The 20,210-nt window shown below is 68.9% G+C and carries 9 protein-coding genes; all 9 read right to left on the bottom strand.

The window, feature by feature from the left end; all coding sequences use genetic code 11:
• Nucleotides 1–55: 55 nt before the first annotated feature.
• Nucleotides 56–1,702: a serine/threonine-protein kinase gene (locus INT51_RS10320; RefSeq protein WP_193105230.1), complete on the bottom strand. Its 1,647-nt coding sequence runs from the start codon at nt 1,700–1,702 to the stop codon at nt 56–58.
• A complete protein-coding gene (locus INT51_RS10315) occupies nt 1,699–4,485 on the bottom strand; it encodes an FHA domain-containing protein (RefSeq protein ID WP_193105229.1) in 2,787 nt (928 codons plus the stop codon). The genes INT51_RS10320 and INT51_RS10315 overlap by 4 nt, the downstream gene beginning before the upstream one ends.
• Nucleotides 4,482–5,363 (bottom strand): PP2C family serine/threonine-protein phosphatase, encoded by an 882-nt coding sequence (locus INT51_RS10310; RefSeq protein WP_193105228.1) that lies wholly within the window; start codon nt 5,361–5,363, stop codon nt 4,482–4,484. Before INT51_RS10310 ends, INT51_RS10315 begins: the two co-directional genes overlap by 4 nt.
• A complete protein-coding gene (locus tag INT51_RS10305; RefSeq protein ID WP_193105227.1) occupies nt 5,360–7,378 on the bottom strand; it encodes an RDD family protein in 2,019 nt (672 codons plus the stop codon). The genes INT51_RS10310 and INT51_RS10305 overlap by 4 nt, the downstream gene beginning before the upstream one ends.
• Complete coding sequence (locus INT51_RS10300) at nt 7,378–9,891, bottom strand: transglutaminase domain-containing protein (RefSeq protein WP_193105226.1); 2,514 nt, start codon at nt 9,889–9,891, stop codon at nt 7,378–7,380. The genes INT51_RS10305 and INT51_RS10300 overlap by 1 nt, the downstream gene beginning before the upstream one ends.
• Nucleotides 9,888–11,312: a DUF58 domain-containing protein gene (locus INT51_RS10295; protein WP_193105225.1), complete on the bottom strand. Its 1,425-nt coding sequence runs from the start codon at nt 11,310–11,312 to the stop codon at nt 9,888–9,890. The genes INT51_RS10300 and INT51_RS10295 overlap by 4 nt, the downstream gene beginning before the upstream one ends.
• On the bottom strand, nt 11,309–12,283 hold the full coding sequence (locus tag INT51_RS10290) for a MoxR family ATPase (RefSeq protein WP_193105224.1): 975 nt from the start codon (nt 12,281–12,283) through the stop codon (nt 11,309–11,311). Before INT51_RS10290 ends, INT51_RS10295 begins: the two co-directional genes overlap by 4 nt.
• A gap of 49 nt (nt 12,284–12,332) precedes the next feature.
• The gene (locus INT51_RS10285; protein WP_193105223.1) at nt 12,333–18,587 is read right to left on the bottom strand and encodes an Ig-like domain-containing protein; all 6,255 of its coding nucleotides are present in this window, start codon (nt 18,585–18,587) and stop codon (nt 12,333–12,335) included.
• Nucleotides 18,588–18,803: 216 nt separating this feature from the next.
• Nucleotides 18,804–19,811 (bottom strand): polyprenyl synthetase family protein, encoded by a 1,008-nt coding sequence (locus tag INT51_RS10280; RefSeq protein ID WP_193105222.1) that lies wholly within the window; start codon nt 19,809–19,811, stop codon nt 18,804–18,806.
• Nucleotides 19,812–20,210: the final 399 nt, after the last annotated feature.

Genomic DNA, 20,210 nt, shown 5'->3' with positions numbered 1-20,210 from the left:
TCCGCGATCGGCGCGGTCTGCTGTCTCAACGGTCCTTGGTGCACCGTACCGGTCACTACTGCTCAAGACATTTCTCCACCCAAGCGCTCGCAGGGCCGTCGCGGGTGACGGTACGCACCTCCACGCACGGTGCAGCCACACTCGGCGGGACTTCGACCACGAGAGACTGGTGATCGTAGACATCTTCCGTCTCGGAGAACTTCTCGTAGTTCTCGGGCAGATCCTTCCATTGCACCTGGTAGAAATCGTCCTCGCCGTAGTTCTCGGGGGCGGCCCAGGCGACCTGCGCGCGCGCAGTGTCGCCGTCCTTCTCGGGCATGATGACCTCGACCGTGACCGAGGTCGGCTCCCCCGGGGGCTCCTGTGCGATGTCCGGCGTGTTGATCTCCGTGGAGGCCCGCTCCTCGGGTTCGGGCACGACCAGGAAGCGCACCGCCAGCGTCGCGCCCACGCCGAGGACGATCACGAGGATCGCGGCCAGGAGGACGAAGGGCCAGACCGGAGACTTCTGCTTCACGGCCGGTTCCCGGTCGCCGCCCGGCGCCGTCGGGGGTATGGGAGCGGACGCCGCGGTCAGCGGCCCACCCGCCGGACGCAGCAGGGTCGCCTCCCCGGGAGACTCCGACGCGGGCGCCGAGGACGTCGGCCCCACGGCCGAGGGCGAGGCGGAACCGATCGCCGGGGCGATGCCGGCGTACGGGTCGAGGCGGCGACGTCCGCCGGTCCGAGTCGGACGGGAGTCGGGATCGACCGTGGCGACCTTCCGGATCCGGGTATGCATGTCCAGCTCGTCGTCGTCGTGACTGTGGGCCGCAGCGGTCCCACGGTCGTCGAGCACGTCCATCTGGGTGACCGGCAGCGACAGGGCGAGCTCGACCTGCTGCAGACCGCGGCCGAAGGCGAGCGCCGTGTCGTAGCGTCCGCCCGGGTCCTTCGCCATCGCGATGGACAGCACCCGGTTCAGCTCCGGCGGCACGTCGGGCCGGTTCAAGGGGGGCAGCGGCTCCGAGGCGATGCGATGGATGAGATCGGAGGCGGTGTTGCGCTGCCCTCGATGCTCGAACGGCGTCTGCCCTGCGAGCATCGAGTACACGGTCGCGGCCAGCGAGAAGACATCGCTGCGCACATCGGCGCGCGGCGGATCGGCGAAGAACTCCGGGGGCGACCACGGGATCGACATGCCCTGCGCATCGTCGACGTCGTGCGCCTGACCGGTGGCGATCGAGATGCCGAAGTCGGTCAGTGCCGGCCTGTTGTAGTCGGTGACCAGGATGTTCGCGGGCTTGATATCGCGGTGCAGGATGCCGGCGCGGTGCGCGGTCTCCACGGCGCCCGCGATCTGCACACCCACGCGCAATGCCTCCGCCACGGTGATGCGCTCCTTGCGGAAACGCACCCCGTAGTTCGGGCGCGGGCAGTACTCCATGACGATGTAGGGCCGGTGGTCGTCGGAGACCTCGGCCTGGTGGATCGTGACGATCGACGGATGCGTCGACATCTGCGCCATGACGTTCGCTTCGGCGTCGAACTGCCGTCGTACCGACTCGTCCAGCACGTTCGAGAGCAGAACCTTGATCGCGACCCGACGCTGCGGGCGGAACTGTCGATACAGGAAGACGTCGGCGAACCCTCCGGAGCCCAGCAGCTGCTCGTACTCGTAGCCGGGAAGGCGGGGCTCCGGGGAGGGCGGTCGGCGGCTCAAGCCCGCTCCCTCATCCACAGGTGGACGTCGTCGCCGAGGTCGAGGTGGTCACCCTCGTGGAGGACGACGCCCTCGCGGGTGCGCAGGCGCAAAGGATCTGCCCCCTCGCGGTACAGCGTGGTGCCGTTGGTGGTGCCGAGATCGAGCGCGACCACATGCCACCCTTCGAGCCGCAGCTCGAGGTGGGAACGGGAGATGTCCTGCTGCGGGCTCGGCACGGTGACCAGTTGCGGGACGTCGTTCCCGCTGACCCGGGAGGCCCGGGGCCGGCGCCCGATGATCGCGGAGCGGTCCAGCACGATCCGTTCACCGGTCGACATCTCGATCGCGCCCAGCGGCGGCCTGGCGACGGTGCGGGGTGCCCCGTGGAGCGGACTGCCGCAGGCGCGGCAGGTCGAGCGTTCCGGTGAGTTCGCATGACCGTTCGGGCAGACCAGACCGGACAATGCGACCGCACCACCGGACGGCTGCCCGGGCCCGGAGGTCGACGGCGCTGAGCTCCCCGGCAGCGGACCGGAGCGCGCAGCCGGCCCGGGAGCCCCGCCCGGGGAGGCTGGCGGTCCGGACGGCGCCACCGGGTGCGGGGCGCTGGCATGGCGCGCACCGCGGTGCTGCGGCGGGGCTCCGTCGTACGGCGCGCCGACGTTCTGGGCCGGGCGGCCGAGGTGGGCAGGCCCACCGGTCGGCTGCCGTCCGGGGAAGCCGACCTGGTTCGCGGCTGCCATGGGATCGACCGGGCCGTTGCGATGCTGCTGCGAGGCATCCTCTGGAGCCGGGTACCCGAGCTGCTGCCCGGCGTAGCCGGTGCTCATCGGCTCGCCGTGGGGGTGGGGCGGCCCGACCTGGCCGTTGTGCATGCCGCTGTCGGGCCGGACCGGGGCTGGTTGCGGCCCGGGTCGGGGCGCCGGTGGACGCTCTGCCATGTTGACCTGCGGATAGGCCGGTTCCGGGCGGGACGGCTGCGCGGCACGGCGCGCGGCGGCCTGAGCGATCTCCGGAGCCGTCCGGCCGACCCCGGGAACCCAATCGATGAACTCCCCACCGTTCGCCGGCGCGGCCGGAGCCGGCTGCTCTGCAGGAGGGTCGATCTCACTCTGAACCGGCTCGGCGACGGACGATGGCGAAGCAACCGACGACGGGGCGAGGCCGCCGCTGGGGGAATGCTGCGACTCCTCACCGGCTTCGTCCTCCTCACCGTCGGCCTCGGCCCTGCGGATGGCCGCGTCCTCGATCCGCCGGAAGACCGTCTTGCCGAACAGATCGTCATAGGCACCGGTGTTGTCGAGCTCGGTGGCTGCATGACGCCGACCGGTCGCCGCCGGCCTCGGGGCCGGGGTAGGTGCCGGCGCGGGCGGCTCCTCCTCGTACGGCGGTTCGCCGTCACCGTCGTCGATCGGCGCGATCTGGGTGACCGGGGAGCTGAGCTCCTCGTCGCCGTCCTCCGGAGGGTCCGGCGTGGGAATCGAGACCGTCGGCTCGGGGATCGGGGTTGCCGCCGACCGGGTCGGAATCGGCGCCACCGGAGCAGTCGATTCCGGAGCGGGGGCACGTGCCGGACCCGGCTCCGGCGCACTGCTCGCCTCCGGCGCGGAGCTCGGCTCCGATGGCAGTGCGGTGAGAGGCTGGGCGGGCGGGGGCGAGGAGTCCGCCCCTGCTGCTGCGTCGGCGGGAGCTGCCGTCGCCTCGTCCGGGCGTCGGTCGGAGGGCTCCGCGCTGCGTCGCTTGCGGTCGAACAACGACGTGCTCACCAGTCGTCGGCGACTTCCCTCGGCCTTCTTCTGCGGGGGAACGGTCGGCGCAGCGGGCGCCGGTGCTGCAGGAACGGGCGCTGCCGGAGTCGTGACCTCCGGTGGCGCTGCCGTCACCCCCGGAGGATCCGGTGTCACAGGTGCGGACACCGCAGAAGCAGGCCCCGCGGTCGTCCCCGCTGAGGTGGGTCCCGTCGTTTCCGGCATCGCGCTCACGGGCTCGGCTGCCGGCGCCGGGTTCTCAGGCGTCGGATCCGAGAACAGGCCGGCGAACATGTTCGGGCCTGCGGACTCCGCCGTGGGAGCTGCTTCCCGGGAGGGGGACCCGCCGCGGGAGACCGACGAGGGCATCTCCCCCGACTTCCGGCCTGCGACCGCCGGCTTGCGGATCATCGAGGCCGAGGAGCCACCGGACGCCGCCGGGGGCGCCGGCGAGGAGGACGAGTTCTCGCGCCGCGCTGCGGCTTCCGGGTCCGCGATGGATCGGCCATGCGCCTCCACCTGGTCGGCGAGCGCCACGCGGGACTCGTCCCCCAGCTCTGCGGGATCGACGGTGACGTGCACGAACCCCCTCACCCGGGCGATGCCGTCGGACACACGCGGAGCGCCCACAGGTTCTTCCGCAGGGAGGTCCCCGAAGGCCGTGCGCCGCACGCCCTCGAATGTTCGCAGGACGAACGGCTCGTCCTCCGTCCCGGCCACGAGATGGGAGCCGTCCGGCGTGTACACCGCGATCGGAGTCTTCCCCTTCACACCGAAGGTCCCGGTCGTCCCGTCGAGGAGGCCGAAGAGGATCGCGGTCAGAGTGTCCGCGCTGTCGAGGTCCGCGACCTCGACCAGCCGCTCGAGGAACTTCTCGGGCGCGGGCTTCTCCCCCAGCACCGTCCATGCGGCCTCGGTGATCTCCTTGCGGAGCCCGGGAACCAGCACCACCCAACCGGCCTGCCGCACGACCAGCATGGCGGGGCCCTGCTGGGTCCAGGTTCCGAGCCCGAGCAGAGTGGCGGGCGGGGACGGTTCGCTGGCCTCACTCATCGGCTGACGTCTCCACCGTCGGAGATCGCTCGCGGCAACGTGTCCTCGTCGACCTCGAACTCCTCCTGCGGGGAGTCGGCGCTGCTGCCCGCTGTGTTCTCGGAGGACAGGGACAGCCCGAGGATCTCGACGGACTCCACGACGACCACGCTCACGTTGTCTCGGCCGCCGCCGTCCAGGGCGAGCCTCACGAGATCCTCGCTGATGGTGCGCACGTCCGCAGTGCCGCGCAGTCGACGCTCGATGGTGGCGTCGTCGACCTCGCCGGTGAGCCCATCGGAACAGATCAGCATCCGGTCCCCCACCTCGGCGGGGATCAGCCAGTAATCCGGATCGGATTCCGGTCCCGCGCCGAGCGCTCGGGTGACCATGTGCCGATAGGGGTGGACGCGAGCTTCCTCCATCGTGAGCTCGCCGCGGTCCATCAACTCCTGGACTACGGAGTGATCGACGCTGACCTGCTCGAAGATTTCCCCCGAGAGTCGGTACACCCGGGAGTCGCCGAGGTTCAGGACCACCCAGTACCCGATGCCGTCCAGCACCATCGTGGCGACTACGGCGACCGTGGTGCCGGCGCCCAGCGTGGACTCTCCCCCGAGCTCCCCGATCCGGTCGGCCGCGCTGCTCAGCGCCTCCCCGAGCTGCTCGACGGTGACGTTCTGCTGGATCGTGAGCTTCTCGAACTCCTCGACCGCGATGGCGCTGGCCACCTCACCGGCGTTGTGACCGCCCATGCCGTCGGCGACCAGATAGATCGGCGTGGCATTGAGGATGCTGTCCTCATTGGTGGCCCGCACGTGTCCCACATGTGTCGCGGACGCCGAGACGACACGGATCGTTCCCTGGATATCGGGATCCGACAGGGATCGGTCGATCACTGCTCCCTCTCCACGGACAGGGTCCGGTCCCCCAGCGTCAGCTTCGCCCCGGAGGGCAGGACTGTCGGGGTGTTCGGGACCAGCTCCTCGCGGGAGCCGTCTTCACGCAGGATGCTCGAGCCATTCGTCGACCCGAGGTCGATGACGGTGATGTCGTCCCCGGTGCCGTCGATGTGGAGGTGCGTCTTGGAGACGGAGCGGGTGTCGTCCTTCAGGACGAACAGCATCTCCTGGCCCTCCGCGGCGGGATTGCGCCCGATCACGACGGCCTTGTCCACGACCCGATCGGAGCCGTCGTCCGCGGTCAGACGGAGCTTCTTGACCGCGGGCAGTTTGACCGCGGAGACTCGCGTCTGCTCGAGATCCTCGATCGATTCCTGGGAGGTGGACATCCGCGTCTGCTCGTCGACGCCGTCGTCGTGACCGCCCCAGGCATCCCCGGTGAGCTCGTTCGGTCCGCCGGCCCGCCCCGTGGCCGTAGCAGGAGCACCCTGGTCCCAGCCGTCCGACTGCTGAGGCTGCGGGAACATATCGACCGCCCCCTGCGGGGCAGGATTCTGGTACGGCTCCTCCGGCTCGCCGTACTGCGGTACGGGCGGTTGCTCGCGTTCCGGGGCCGACGGGGGCGGGCCCCACACAGGCTGAGCAGGAGGCTGCTCGCCCCACTGCTCGCTCTGCTGTGCAGAAGGAGCGGGCTGGCCCCACTGCTGCTCGGGCTGCGCGATCGGAGCGGGGTGCCCCCACTGCTGCTCGCTCTGCTGGGAGGACGGGGTGGGTGCCTGCTGGCCCCACGCGGACTGTCCGACGGGTTCGACCGGCGGCGGAGCCCAGCCCTCACCGGCACTGTGCTGCCCGGACGCTGCCGGCTCCTGCATCGGTGGCGGCGACGACCAGGGGGAACCGCCGATCGGCGCGTCGGGCGCCGAGGAGCCGCTCGAGGCCGGCGGTGCGTACGGGCTCGCGGCGGCCGGCTGCTCCGAGCCCCAGGCGCTGGAGGCGGGCGACTGTCCCCCTGCAGCGCCCTGGGGGTCGTGGCTCCACGCGGCGCCTGGTTCGGACAGCAGGTTCTCGTGGGTGCTCACCGGCACGGACGGCGCGCCGAGGTACTGCTCGTCGCTCGCGCGTTCGAAGTCATCAGGACGCGGATGGAGCGGGTTGCGGCCGGCTTTCACATCGACCACGACCGAATCGATCGCCCGATCATGGAAGCCTCGCAGCATCTTCTTCGGGTCGAGGAAGATGGACAGTGCCATGAGCCACCAGATGATGGCGTAGAGCGCCCAGCGTCCCAGCGCGCGCAGGAAGCCGAGGGGCCCGCCCTGGCTGAATCGCGTGATGCGCAGTCCCAGGATCACCTTGCCGATGGTGATGCCCTTGGCACCGGAGAGCCAGATCATCAGCACCGTGTAGGCCGCCGGCAGCGCAACCCCCACGCCGACCAGGATCTGGGGAAGCAGGGTGATGGGGTCCTGGACCACCAGCAGCACGATGCCGATGATCAGGGGGATCAGGACCACGGTGGCGATCACGCCATCGATCAGCGCAGCGACGAGTCGCTTGACCGGCGAAGCCGGCGCGCAGCCGTCCAGCGGCGGTTCCATCTCGGAGACGATCCCCGTCGCGCTGGCCGACGTACCAGGCGCAGGGGCGGAGCCCGGTGACCCCGGCCCGTAGGACTGGCCGAAGGATTCCCCGGGGCCGTTCTGGTGCATCGGTGACTGAGAGACCATCACCTGATCGTACTGTTCCGGGGAACGCACCGTCGTCGCGCCGGGCTGCTTCGGGGACAGTGCGTCCCGGGAGATCAGCTCGACCCCCTCGTCCTCCACCGGAGCCGGTTCCTGGTTCCCGAGGTCACGGGAACGCGGCTTGGGCGCCTGCGACCAGGCACCGGGCGCATCGGTGGCGCGGCGCTCGTACGGCGAGGCCTGGTAGCGCGCTCCGCACTCTCCGCAGATCGCGGCCCCTTCGGTCAGCAGCGTCCCGCAGGTGCTGCAATATCGCGTCTGGCTCATCAGGACGGGCCTCTCCTCGACATCTTCTTCTTCGCGCTGCTGGTCGTACCTCGCCACGATGAGCGTCGCCGCCGCATCGTATCGGTTCTGCGTCGTGCCTTCTCCCGAGCACGCACTGTGGCGCGCAGGCGTCTCTTCTCCCGGTGACGATCCGCGGAACGGCTGCGGAAGGAGCGCAGGGAGATCGCCGCACGGAGCCTCTTGTGCCACGGCATGGTGGCAGACATCTGCCGTCGCGCGACCATCACATGGGACCAGTACTCCTCAGCCGCGGCGTCGGGCAGATCGTCGGGGCCGAAGACGGCACGATCGGCCCTGCCGGCCAAGGTCAGCGCCCCTATCGCCGGGAGATCCGCCTCCAGGCGCGCTGCAGTCTCCGCGCGCGTCATGATCGGATCGGGCCTGAGACCGAGATCAGTCATGCGATCGAGGATCTCCTGCCATCCGCCGTCGATCCGAGCGGGCAACGCTCCGCGAATGCGGCGACGGCCCCGGCGGACCAACTTGGCCACGATGACCGCCACCATGGCCAGGATCGCCAGCAGGACGGGGATCATCCCGTAGGCCACATACACGACCCACGAGGACGTCTCGTCCGAAAGGTCTTCCTCGTCCTCGGAATCGTCGCTCATCGCACCCGGCGGCGGGTTCGGCGGCTCAGCCGGAGGGGGCGGAGGCTGGGCGACCTGCGGCAGCGGCTTGTCCACTTCCTTGGGCTTGGGCTGCGTCGGGTCCTCGTCCTCCTGCGGCGCGGGCTCGAAGCGCACCCAGCCGATGTCCTCGAAGGCGACCTCGACCCACGCGGTCACGTCGTCGCCGGTGACGGAGACGGTCCCCTCCTGCTCCTCAGGGACCTCGAATCCCATCACCACCCGGACGGGGATACCGATCGACTGGGCCATCACGGCGGTCAGGGCGGCGAACTGCTCCTCGTCCCCGATGCGTCCCAGGGGTTGTGCGTCGTCCCGGTCCTTGTCGAAGCCGACCGGTTCGAGCATGGCGAGCAGACGGCTCGAGCCATGCCCGGACAGCGACGCCGGTTCATCGTCGATGCCGTGGGAGAAGTAGGCATCGTGCTTGATGGACCGCGAGAGGTTCTGGAACCGCTCGTAGTCGGAGTCCGAGGAACCTGCCCACTCCTCGGCGAGCGCGGCCATCTTCTCCATGCGCTCGTCCCCCTGCTCGGGGAACTCGGCGAAGCGGGCTGTGCGCAGTTGCTCGGCGTCCGGTTCCGTGTACGGCTCGTAGTTGAGCTCGTAGGTATCGCCCTCCCGCACTCCGGCGGCATTGACCGCGGTCTGGGACTTCTCGTTGAGATACAGGCTCTCCGCGGTCAAGCCGGCGCGCTCGGTCGGCATGTCGTCGATGCCGACCATGTCGGTGCGCTCCCCGAGTGTGGGCAGCCAGACCCCGGTGTACGTTCCGATCGTGACCGTCGAGCTGCGCTGCGCGGCGCTCGCGTCGTGGAGGTTCACGCCCGTCGCGGTACGCAGGAAGGCACCGGAAACACTGTCCTTGTCGGAGTTCCCGGCGACGTTGTAGACCTGCAGGTCATATTCATCCATGGTGGCCAGGCGCACGTGCTCGCCACCGGACACGCCCGTGAGGGTGAACAGCTCGGCCTCGCGCTGGTCCTTGAGATAGCCCCGGAACTCGGTCAGCGGCGACACGTACTCATGGGGATCGAACTGCGGTTTGATGTGGTCGCGCACCGCATAGCGCCCGGTGCCCTCCGGCGGGTCCAGCAGCGACTGCGCCCCGACGGCGATTCCCCCGGCGAGGGCCATGATCACGGCGCCGCCGATCACGCGCCTGCGCAGCACCGGATTCTTCCAGGAACCCGGTCGGACGGTGTCGGAGATGATCGTGGACTGCGCGTTGTCCAGGCGCCCGCCTTCGAAGCGCCACGTCAGCCAACCCACGGAGATCACGGCGAACAGCACGCCGCGCAGCACCGGGAAGAACGCCTCGGTGGTCCCGAACACGATGCTCACCAGCACGAGCGCGAGCGGGAACAGCCACGCGAGGACGTAGTACCGGGTGCGCAGCACGAGGGACATCCCCAGCAGCGCCAGCAGGAGGGCACTGATCCACACGATCCCCAGGACACCCTGGGCGGTGCCCACCGGCGGCGCGATCGTGAGGGCGGACTTCCAGCTCGTCACCGGGGCGAACAGCAGTTCCTTCAGGGAGCCGAGGCTGGGAATGACGCCCCAGATGGCCCGGGTGGGGGCCGCGAACATCGAGCCGAACAGGAAGTGCACCACGATCACCGCCGGGGTGATCCGCAGTGGCCCCCACCCGAAGCGCGCCGCGACCAGAGCGATCAGGATTCCGAACACCAGGGCCATGACGCCCGTGAGAAGGTACTGGATGCCGCCGTAGACCTGCTGGAACCCGAGCAGAGCCAGGACGAACAGGGCGCCGAGGACGGCGATGTCCACCGCCCGGCGGCCGTTGGGCACACTCGAGAAATAGCGGGAACGGGCGCCTCTCGTGTCGGTCGTCGTCATCGCCCCACCGCCCGCAATGCCCGCGCCAGGGTGTCGAGGGATCCCAGCGTGACCACGTCCAGGGCACCGATCGCGGAGCGTCGCACCTCGGCGTCATCGACACATCGGATCGCCACGGCCATCACGCCGATCGGAAGCTGGTTGGCGGCGGAGTTCAGCTCGCGCGCCGTCGTGTGCGAACCGACCACCATCATCACGGCCGAGGCATTGGCGGCCAGATCCGTCGCCTTCTGACCCAGCTCATGGAAGGAGAACCGTTCCTTGAGCGGGTCGACCACGGTGTAGTCGTCCATCAGGCGACGAAAGGTGCCAGTGCGCTGGCGCGCATCGAAGGTGAACGGTGTCAGCTCCTTCTCCTCCCGCACGGTCTGGGCGGAGATCGACGCTGCGACGGACACGGCCAGTTCGAACTCGTCGTCGCTGGCGTAGTGCGCGGCGAGGTTGTCCAGCGCGACGACCACGTGGGAGCGGCGGGTCTCCTCGAACTGGCGGACCATGAGTTTGCCGGTGCGGGCGGTGGTGCGCCAATGAACGTGACGGCGGTCGTCTCCGGGCGAGTAGTCGCGCAAGGCGTGGAAGGCGATGTCGGAGCTGGAGAGATCCGAGGACGGCGTCCCCTCCAGATCTCGGAGGAAGCCGCTGGCGGCCTCGTCCAGACGCACGGTACGAGGGTGCACGAACAGCTCCTGCGCCTTCGCCCACGTCACCTGTCGGCGCATGAGCGACAGCGGGTCGTCGCGGACCGAGCGCACAGGGCCGACGACCAGCACAGCACGGCGCTTGGTGGGCACCGCGAACAGCTCTTCGTGCTCGGCGTCGGGGGGCAGGCGCGGCACCATGAACTGGGCCGTGGCGGAACCGACGGCCAGCTCGATGCGCGAGGGCAGGATCGGGCGCGGAGTGGGGTTGGCGACCTCGATGCGGCCGACGGCGCGGGTACCGACCACCACGCGATGGGTCTGCAGATCCAGGGTGACAGCGTAGTTGGCCCTGCCGAGCACGAACAGGCCTGCGATCACCAGCGGCATCGTGAGGACGAGCGCGACGACATTCATCTCGGTGATGTGCAGCCCGAGGCCGAGGACCCAGCAGAACACGGCGACCGCGAGGACCGCCCACCCGATCGGTGACACCACATCGAGCACGGGGTGGACACGCCGCATCCAGAGGTCGACCATGCGGTCTCGCCACGCGGCGGGCCCGGTGCTGCCAGGAGCGTGAGCCTGCGCGCCCGGGCCGTCGGGAGATCCGGACGCACCTGCCTCCCCGGAGGGGCTCCGCGCTTCCGCTGTGGCTTGCTTGCGCTGACGACGGGCTTCTGCCCGGGTCTCGGCTTTTGTGGCGGCGCGCCGCTTCTTCGCCTGGGCCTTGGCGGCCCGGGCGTCAGCGGTATCGGTGGGGAGGGAGGGCTCGGGGCTCATGCGGTCTGCTGACGCGCCTGGGGAGGCGCCACCTCGCTGAGAATCTTGGTCATGACGGTCTTGGGCGTGGTCCCGGAGAATTCGGCCTCGGGGTCGAGGACGAAGCGGTGCAGCCACACATGCTCGACCAGATGCTTGACGTCGTCGGGGACGACATAGTGACGGCCGTTGACCGCGGCCCATACCTTGACCGTGCGCATCAGCGCGATCGCACCGCGGATTGACACGCCCACGCGCACCTCGGCGGCCAACCGGGTCTCCTCCATGAGCCGGGAGACGTACTCCAGCACTGCGGGGTCCACGTGCACGGTCGAGGCGAGTTCGGTCATGTCGTTGACGGCCTGCAGCGAGATGCGCGGACTGAGCTGGCTGGAGCGGTCGCGCAGGGCCGAGCCCTGGAGGATCTGCACGCTCGAGGCGTGGTCCGGGTACCCCAGGGAGGTCTTCATCAGGAAGCGGTCCAGCTGCGCCTCGGGCAGACGGTAGGTGCCGGCCTGCTCGATGGGGTTCTGGGTGGCGATCACCATGAAGGGGTTGCCGACCTCGTGGGTGACGCCGTCGACCGTGACCCGTCCCTCCTCCATGACCTCGAGCATCGCCGACTGCGTCTTCGGCGAGGCGCGGTTGATCTCGTCGGCCAGCACGATGTTCGCGAAGACGGGGCCCTTGTGGAATTCGAAGGACTTCGTGTTCTGGTCGTAGATCGTCACGCCGGTGACGTCGGAGGGCAGCAGGTCCGGAGTGAACTGGATGCGGGTGCTGGTGCCCTGCACCGTGGCCGCGATGGAGCGGGCCAGCGAGGTCTTGCCGGTGCCCGGCGCATCCTCCAGCAGCACGTGACCGGGCGCCATCATCGCGGTCAACACCAGGCGGATGACCTCGTTCTTGCCCAGGACGGCTTGTCCCACGCTCTGGACGAGTTTGTCGAAGGTCTCGGCGAACCAGCGGGCCTGTTCAGGGGTCATGCTCACGGTGAATGTCTTCCTTACGAAGAGTGGTGGGGGCGGGATGCGCGTGTTGTCAGGAGGAGCCGATCCGGACCTTGTTCGAGCTGCCGGTCTGGCCGTCAGCGCTCACCCAGACCCACATGTCCACATCGGGGTGTCCCCAATACGGCTTGCGGCCGCTGTCCTGGAGGCCCCACTGACCGTTGGAGTCCGTGGTGAGGGTGCCGGTCGTCGGGGTCGCGCCATCGGTCGTCGGGTACCAGCAGTCTCCGCCGGCGGGGCCATCGGCGCGGATGCAGTATTCGTACGTCGTGTTCGGTTCAAGTCCGGTGACGGTGAAGTCGATGTAGTAGCACCAGCCGTTCTGGCAGCCTGACTCACCGGTCGCATCACCGTAGCCGTGGGCGTTCGTGATGCGCGGTTCGGGCGGCGGCGTGTACGTCTGCGCCTTCTGCGACTGCTTGGCGACGCCGCTGGTCAGCTCCTTGCCGTTGACGACGCGTGCCTCGACGGTCATCGACTTCCCGGAGCTCAGGTTCTTCTTGTGGGTGTACGAGGTGCCCGAGGCGCTCTGCCAGGTTCCACCGTTGACCCGATATTGCAGCGTCTTGCCGCCTCCACCGCCGTCTGATCCGTTCGCGGTAATGGAGAAGGACACCGGGCAGGACGAGCCGTCGGCGCATTTGGCGTTGCTCGAGGAGATCGTCGCCTTGTCCGGCTTGGTGTACGGGGTCACCGAGTTCGACTCCTTCGAGAGGCCGCTCTCGCCCCCTTCGAAGCGATTCCTGGACTGCACCGTGAAGGCGTATGCCTTGCCGTTGGTAAGCCCCGAGGCCGTGTAGGACGACTTCGAGGCATCGACGACGGCTCTGCCGCCACCGCTCCACGTGACCACGTAGTCCTTGATCGTGGTGCCGTTGCCCTTCGCCCCGGACCAGGAGACCGTGGCACTCCCGTTCGGCCCGTCGGCCGTCCCCGTGCTGGGCAGCGACGCCTTCACGGTCGTCGGTGCGGAGGCCCGCGCCCAGGGGACCACCGCATTGGACGCCGCCGATGCTCCGACCCCCGTGCCGACGGAGTTCACGCCGGTGTAGGTGAAGGTGTGCTGGGCATCCTGGTCGAGGTCGTAGAAGGTTGCTTCGGTCGTGTTCGCATTCACCTCCTTCGTCTTTCCGGAGGAGGACGTCACGATGTACTGCGTGATCGGTTCCCCGTTGGCCTCGTCCTTCGACATCGCAGGCCAGGAGACAGCGACGCCACCGCCCAGCGGGTCCTGGATGCGGCTCGCGGTGGGGGTGCCGCTCGGAGTGGCCGGCTTCCCCGCCGGGTGTTCCGCCTGCGACCAGCCAGACCAGTCCGAGGGCTTCTCGGCAAGATTGTGCGCCCGGATGCGATACCGGTAGTCGGTCCCGTTGGTCAGACCCTCCCAGACAAATTGGGTCGTGCCCGCGTCCAGCTCCTGCGTCCGGTTCTCTCCGGTGGAGGTGTCCTGCATCTGCAGGTCGTAGCGCTGGATGGCGGAGCCCTGGTTGACCGGGGCGGCCCAGTTGACGGTCAGCTGCGAGTCTCCCCGCTCCACTGACGGCGCGCTCGGCGTCTCGGGCCGCACATCCGGGCGCGCCACGGCTGAGGACGCCGAGGGATCCGAGGTGCCGACGTCGTTGATCGCGACGACCTGGAAGGTGTATTCCGTGTCGTTCCTCAGTCCGGAGATCGTGCACGAGGTCGACGGACACGTCGTCGTATCGGCGGGACCGCCGGCCGGGGTCACCTCGTAGCCGGTGATCGGAGCCCCGTTGTCGTCGCCGGCGGTGAAGTTGAGCTCGACGAAGCCGTCGCCCACCTCGCCGATCCGCGGGGCCGAGGGAGCAGCGGGCTTCCCGCGCACTTCCACCCGGATCTCTCCGGTGGCCTGGCGCGCAGGGTCCCCGGTCTCGTCCAGGACGGCGTACTGGGCGGTCAGGACTCCGTGGAAGTCCTCGTCCGGCGTGATCGTGACCGAGTTGCCGTCACGGACCACCGTGCCCTTGCCGCTGACGAGGCTCGCGTCGGTCACCGCTCGCTCGCCTCCTGGGAAGGGATTCGAGTCGTTCTCGAGCACGTCGATCGTGTCGCTCTTGCCGGCGTCGATCTCCCGTTCATCGAGCACCGCAGCCAGCAGCGGCTTCGTCGAGGCGACCACACTGAGCTGCACGGTCGCGGTGACGGGAGGGTTGGTGCCGTCGGTGACGGAGACCGGGACGTCGAGAACCGTTCCCTTGGGCGTGCGCGGAGTCGCCGACGCGGTCAGTTCGGAACCGTCCAGAGCGATCTCGACGCCCTCGGCACTGGGCACCTCCCCGAGCGCGAAGCTGAGGTCATCCCCTTCCGGGTCCTTCGCGTTCGCAGCGAGATCGACCTGGTCCTGGGCATCGCCCTGCGCAATCTCGAGCAGAGCTCCCTGCAGGGTCGGGGGCAGGTTGGTGTCCTCCGCGGCCACGACCACCGGGATCGCGAGCGTCGAGGTCGCTGCTGTGGCGTCGCCGGCCTCACCATCGGTGACCTCCACGGAGATGGTGTCCTTGCCCGAGAAGTCCTCCGCGGGGCGATAGGCCAGGGTCGACGTGCCCGTGACGAGCTCGGAGCCATCGGTGTGGGATGCCGTCACCAGTGCGGGATCGGTGATGGTGGCGGCCTGGCCACCGGGGCGCACGCGGACGTTCGCCGGGTCGGAGAGGTCCACGTCCACCTCGGATCCGGCCTGGACCTCGACGGGCTCGCCGACCCACACGGGCGCCTGCTTGGCGGTGCCGGGCACCCAGATGTACCCGGCGGACGTCTGTCCGTCGACATCCTCGATGATGTAGCGCAACCGCTGCTGTTCCTCCTGCGGGGTCACGCGCACCGTCCCCTCGCCCTGATGCCGGGCCCCTTCCGGGGAGCCCTCGAGCGTGACGTCGAGATCGGTGGAGCTGCCGTCCGGATCGGTGTCGTTGGCGAGCACGTCGACGTCGATGTATTCCGCCTCGGGATCCATCACCTCTTCGGCCGGGACGAAGTCATCGCGTGCGACCGGGGCACGCAGCGGCGCGTTCGGGTCGACCTTGATGGTGATCGAGGCGGTGCTCTTCAACGAGCCGTCCGTCGCGCTGTACAGCACGGTGTGCGTGCCGGGCTCCGTCGGGGTGGTCACAGTGACCATCCCGCTGATGTTCTCCTCGTCCGGCGGCGCGACCTCGATATCAGTGGTCGCCTCGACGTCGTCGCGCACGACGCTGAGCGTCGTCCCCTCGGGGTCGGTGTCGTTCTCCAGGACCGGGATCTGGACTTCGCGGTCCGGTCGGACCTCGACCGTGTCGTCCACGGCGTAGGGAGCCTGGTTCTGCTCGTGCGGCTCGGCCACGCCGACCAGGACCTCACCGGTGCCGATCGCGCCGTGGCGATCCATCACCTGGTACCGGAAACGGTCCGTGCCGACCGAATCCTCGTACGGCTCGTACTCGATCCATTCGCCGTTGGCGCTGGTGATCTCACCGAGCTGCGGGGCGGGACTGGTGATCCCGGTGAGCATCACCGAGTCGCCGTCGGGATCGATCCCCGAGGACGGGACCGGAATTCGCACGGAGGTCCCCGCGACCGTACGAGCAGTGAGGTTGTCGGGTCGGGGCGCAGCGTTCGCGGCATCGCGGGGAACGATCGTGATGGTGACTCTCGCCGCGCCGTCACGGCCCGTCTCATCGATCACCTGGTACGTCACCGTGGTCTCGCCGCTGGCATCGTCATCGGCCCGGAACCGCACCTGGTCCTGATGGGGCTCGACGTGGCCCTCCTCGTCGGCGTCGCCCGAGTCGAGGATGTCCCCCAGGTGCATCTCGGAGTCGGTCGGGGACACATCGTTGCCGACGACGTCGATGGTGACCATGTCGCCGGCGCGGACCACGGCTCGATCCGGCACGGCGATCGGGTTGGCGAACTGCGTATCCGTGCCCGCGAGCATCACGCGGATCGTCCCACTGGTGCTGCCCGCGGAGTTCGCGACCTCATAGGTCAGTGCCACCGGCTCGTCCGATACCGCGGCACCGGGCTCCGCCTCCACGCGCACCAGGTGATGGGCGACGATCGTCGCTTTCAGACCACTGTCCGGGGGCACCTCGACAGAGTTGACCACCAGGACGCCCCCGGTGGGGTCGACGTCGTTCTCCAACGGATCGATCAAAGTGTCGGTGCCGGTCGTGACGGTTCCCAGGTCGTCGACCGCAACAGGGGCGAGGTCCTCCGAGGCGGGCTCGACCACGTCGACCCTGATGATGCCCAATGACGCCGTGCTCGAGCCGCTGGCGGCGACCGTGTACTCGAGGTAATAGGTGCCGGGTGCTTGCCCGGTCACGTTGAGGGTGCCCGCCTCCAGCACCGCATCGACCTCGAGCCCGTCGATCTCGGAGACATTGGTCAGCTCGAGGGTGCCGCCGTTGGGGTTGAGGTCGTTGACCAGCGGCTTGATAGTCGTCTCGCGGCCGGCGACGATGCTGGCATGATCGCCTGTGGTGATCGGGGCGAGATCGCTGTCGGTCACCGCCTCGACCTCGACGGTCCCCTTTCCGGTCTCGCCCTGCTCATCGACGAACGACACCTCGATCTTCTTGGTGCCCGTGGCGATCCCGGCGTCGTTGAAAGTGATCAGCCCGTCGGGCTGGAAAGTGACGACGTCCTCCCCCTGCACGGTCGCGTTGGTGAGGTAGAAGGCATCGCCGTCGGGGTCCTCCCAGTACGGCTTGAGATTGAAGCTGATGTCCTGTCCGGAGCGCACCTGCACCTTGGTGATGGCATCCTCTGCCGCGCGAGGCGCAGAGTTCTCCCCTTCCTCGCGCACGTCGAGGGTGACGGTCGCGGTGTCGTCCGCCCCGCGCCCATCGTCCGCCTGGTAGGTGAATGTCGCGCTGCCGGAGGCGTCCTCGTCGACGGCGACCTGCAGCTGCGTTCCCCCACGGATCGGCGTGACCGTCCCGATAGGAGGCTGCTTCCCGTCCACGGCGACGGAGAGGATGTCGCCGTCGGGGTCAGTGTCGTTCCGAGTCACCGGGAGGACCACGCTCGCGCCCGGCCGCACGCCGAACTCGTCGTCGTTCGCCGTCGGCGGCCGGTTCTCCTCGTCGCGCTCGGCCGCGATATTGGTGATCGTGGTGGTGAGGGTCTCCTTCTCCTTCTCCTTGGCCTCATCGGTCTGGAGATCCTGCTCGATGGGCCAGTCGTCCACGGGCTCCATGTTCTTGGCGATCTCCCAGGAGAGACCGAACTTCTGATCGTTCAGGAGCACCAGATCGTGATTCACGCGGAGCTTGAGGTCCGCTGCGCTGTCCGCCTCGGGGACGACGTCGTCCACAGGTTCGCTGCCTTCGCAGGCGCGCACGTACCGCAGCGACTGGGACCAGGCGCCGTACGCACAGCCCTTGGCCTGTGCAGGAGGGGTCGGGGCACCGGTTCCACCAGCTGCGATGCTCTGGGCCTGGCCCCCGTCGAACGGAACCACGAACAGGGTGTCCTCGGTGGCGACGACGAAGTTGTCCGACGCGGGACTGGACTGCTGGAGCTCGGCCGACTCGTAGTTCGGGGCTCCTTGAGCGTCGAGGCTGTACTCCTCCATATCTTCGCCGCCGCGCAGCACGCCGGTCTCCTTGTCCAGGATGACCGGCTTCTGGCCGACGACGCTCAGCTGCAGCAGCTCCTCCTTGGAGGAGATGCCATCGACGTCGATGGGCTTGTCCGCCTTCGTCGTGCGCGTATCCGGGGTGTGCGGGAACTTCAGCAGAGATGTCCCGTCCAGCACGAAGACGGTGCCGTCGGTGCTCACCGCGACCTTGGGAGCTCCGGAGTCTGTCGTGTGCACGGGTTCGACACTGTCGGGACTGAACGCTGCTGCCTCGCCCGGGCTCAGGATCCACACGCGGCCATCCTGTGCTGCGATGGCCACCCGATCGCCACCGAGCTTCACCTCGGAATCCAGCGGCAGCTCGACCAGACCCCCACGTTGGATCGACGCAGTATTGATCGAGCTGATGCCCCGTGAGCCCGTCTCGAACACGGTGTACCCGGACTGGAGAATATCGAGGTCGTCACCGGTCATGGAGAGTCGGGCATCGAGCTCGCCCGCATCGACATTCACACGGCCCATGAGCCGGTCCTCTTCGCTCATCACCCAGACGCCCCCGTTGGAGACGTCGACATCGGAGGAGGACAGGCCCGGGTAGTGCACCGCGAACCCGGTCACGACCAGCGCCACCACAGCGAGTACGGCACTGGAGACGACGGTGGAACGTCGCCGGCGCCGCTTCACCCCAGTGGTGACAGACATGGTGGATACCCCCAGAACCAGATTCATTTCTCGTCACGCGCACGCAGTGGCCCCCACTGCGTGTCCACGGGGCACTCCACCCCAGGTGTCGGCCCTGCCGCGCGCGCAACCGTCTCAGGGTACTCGGTGGCACCGATGCGTGCCACGAGTCACGGCTCACCGAGATGTGTGCACGGCCGTATCACCGCGCACGGTGCGCACGCGGTCAGATCGAGCTCACCGGCGTCGCTGCACCAGGGTCCGCGTGAACTCCATCAACGCGTCGCGCACTGCGCCCCGGGGAAGCTCCTCGAGGATCGCGACGGCCTCGTCGGCCGTCCGCTGGGCCAGCGCACGAGTCTCCTCGAGGGCCGGATCCTGACGAAGCATCGCCACCAACTCGCGCAACGACGAATCCGTGCTGAGATCGCCGTCGAGACGTTCGACGATCTCGAGGCTGCGGGGCTCTGCCGAATCTGCCGCGCGGCGCCGCACGAGCAGGGTCGGCATCGTCGGAACACCTTCTCGAAGGTCGATACCAGGAGTCTTGCCACTGGTCTCCGCGTCGCTGCCGAGATCCAGGACGTCGTCGGCCAGCTGGAACGCGACGCCGACCTTCTCGCCATAGCGCCTCATCACGTCCGCAGCTGCCTCTGGCGCCCCGGAGAGCACGGCCCCGAGCTCTCCCGCCAGAGCGAGCAGCGAGGCGGTCTTGTCCGAGAGGACCGAGATGTAATGCGTGAAGGGATCGTCCTGCGGAGACGGGCCGACGGTCTCGTGGAGTTGGCCGAGGCACAGCCGTTCGAACGTCTCCGAGTGCAGACCGACCGCCTCGACGCCGATACGGGCGCTCAGGCCGCTCGCGCGTGCGAAGAGGAAGTCTCCGGTCAGGATCGCCACATTGTTGCCCCAGAGAGCGTGGGCGCTGTCCGTTCCGCGACGGGTGGGGGCCGAGTCCATGACATCGTCGTGGTACAGGCTCGCGAGGTGCGTCAGCTCGACCAGCACGGCAGCGTCGAGGACGCTCTCCTGCTCGAGGTCTCCGAGCGCGGCCGCAAGCAGCACGAGCATGGGGCGTACCCGCTTGCCGCCAGCGTCCATGAGATGGCGCGACGTCCAGCGCGCCATGTCATCGGAGGTCGCGACGGAATCCCGCAGTCGATCCTCGATGAGCACGAGGCGTTCTGCGACACTCGTCGCGAGCTGCTCATCGATGTCGGGGACGACCGGCAGCGAGGACGGCATGGCTCTCCTGGGGCTCGGCAGGGGAAACCATTCGTGGCTCTCCCCCAGCGCGGATAACTGGCTGCTCGACGGCGGTGTACTTGCCGACGGCGTGCGTGGCACTGTGCGACGCGAGCGCTCGCACGACCGCCCAGTCTACCCACGACGCCTCGAACTGGACGGTACCGAAGGTCCCGCCGTGACCGGTAGTACGTCGGGGAGTCGTTTGCCGCCCCGGAGTCCGCGCGGCGCAGGCGATCGCGCTGGGGCGCAAGCCCGCACAGCCGGCATCGGGGGGCACCACTCCGGCGCCGGCAGAGCTTTTGGGCATGAAAAAAGGGAGTGGGAGAGGCGAGCCCCTCAACAGGGTCTCCAGCACTCTCCCACTCCCACAAAGATGTCCGGCGGCGACCTACTCTC

It is taken from the genome of Brachybacterium sp. FME24 (assembly GCF_014897705.1).
Lineage (GTDB): Bacteria > Actinomycetota > Actinomycetes > Actinomycetales > Dermabacteraceae > Brachybacterium.
The sequence above is the reverse complement of the archived record's forward strand: the minus strand, read 5'-3'. Positions and strand labels throughout refer to the sequence as shown.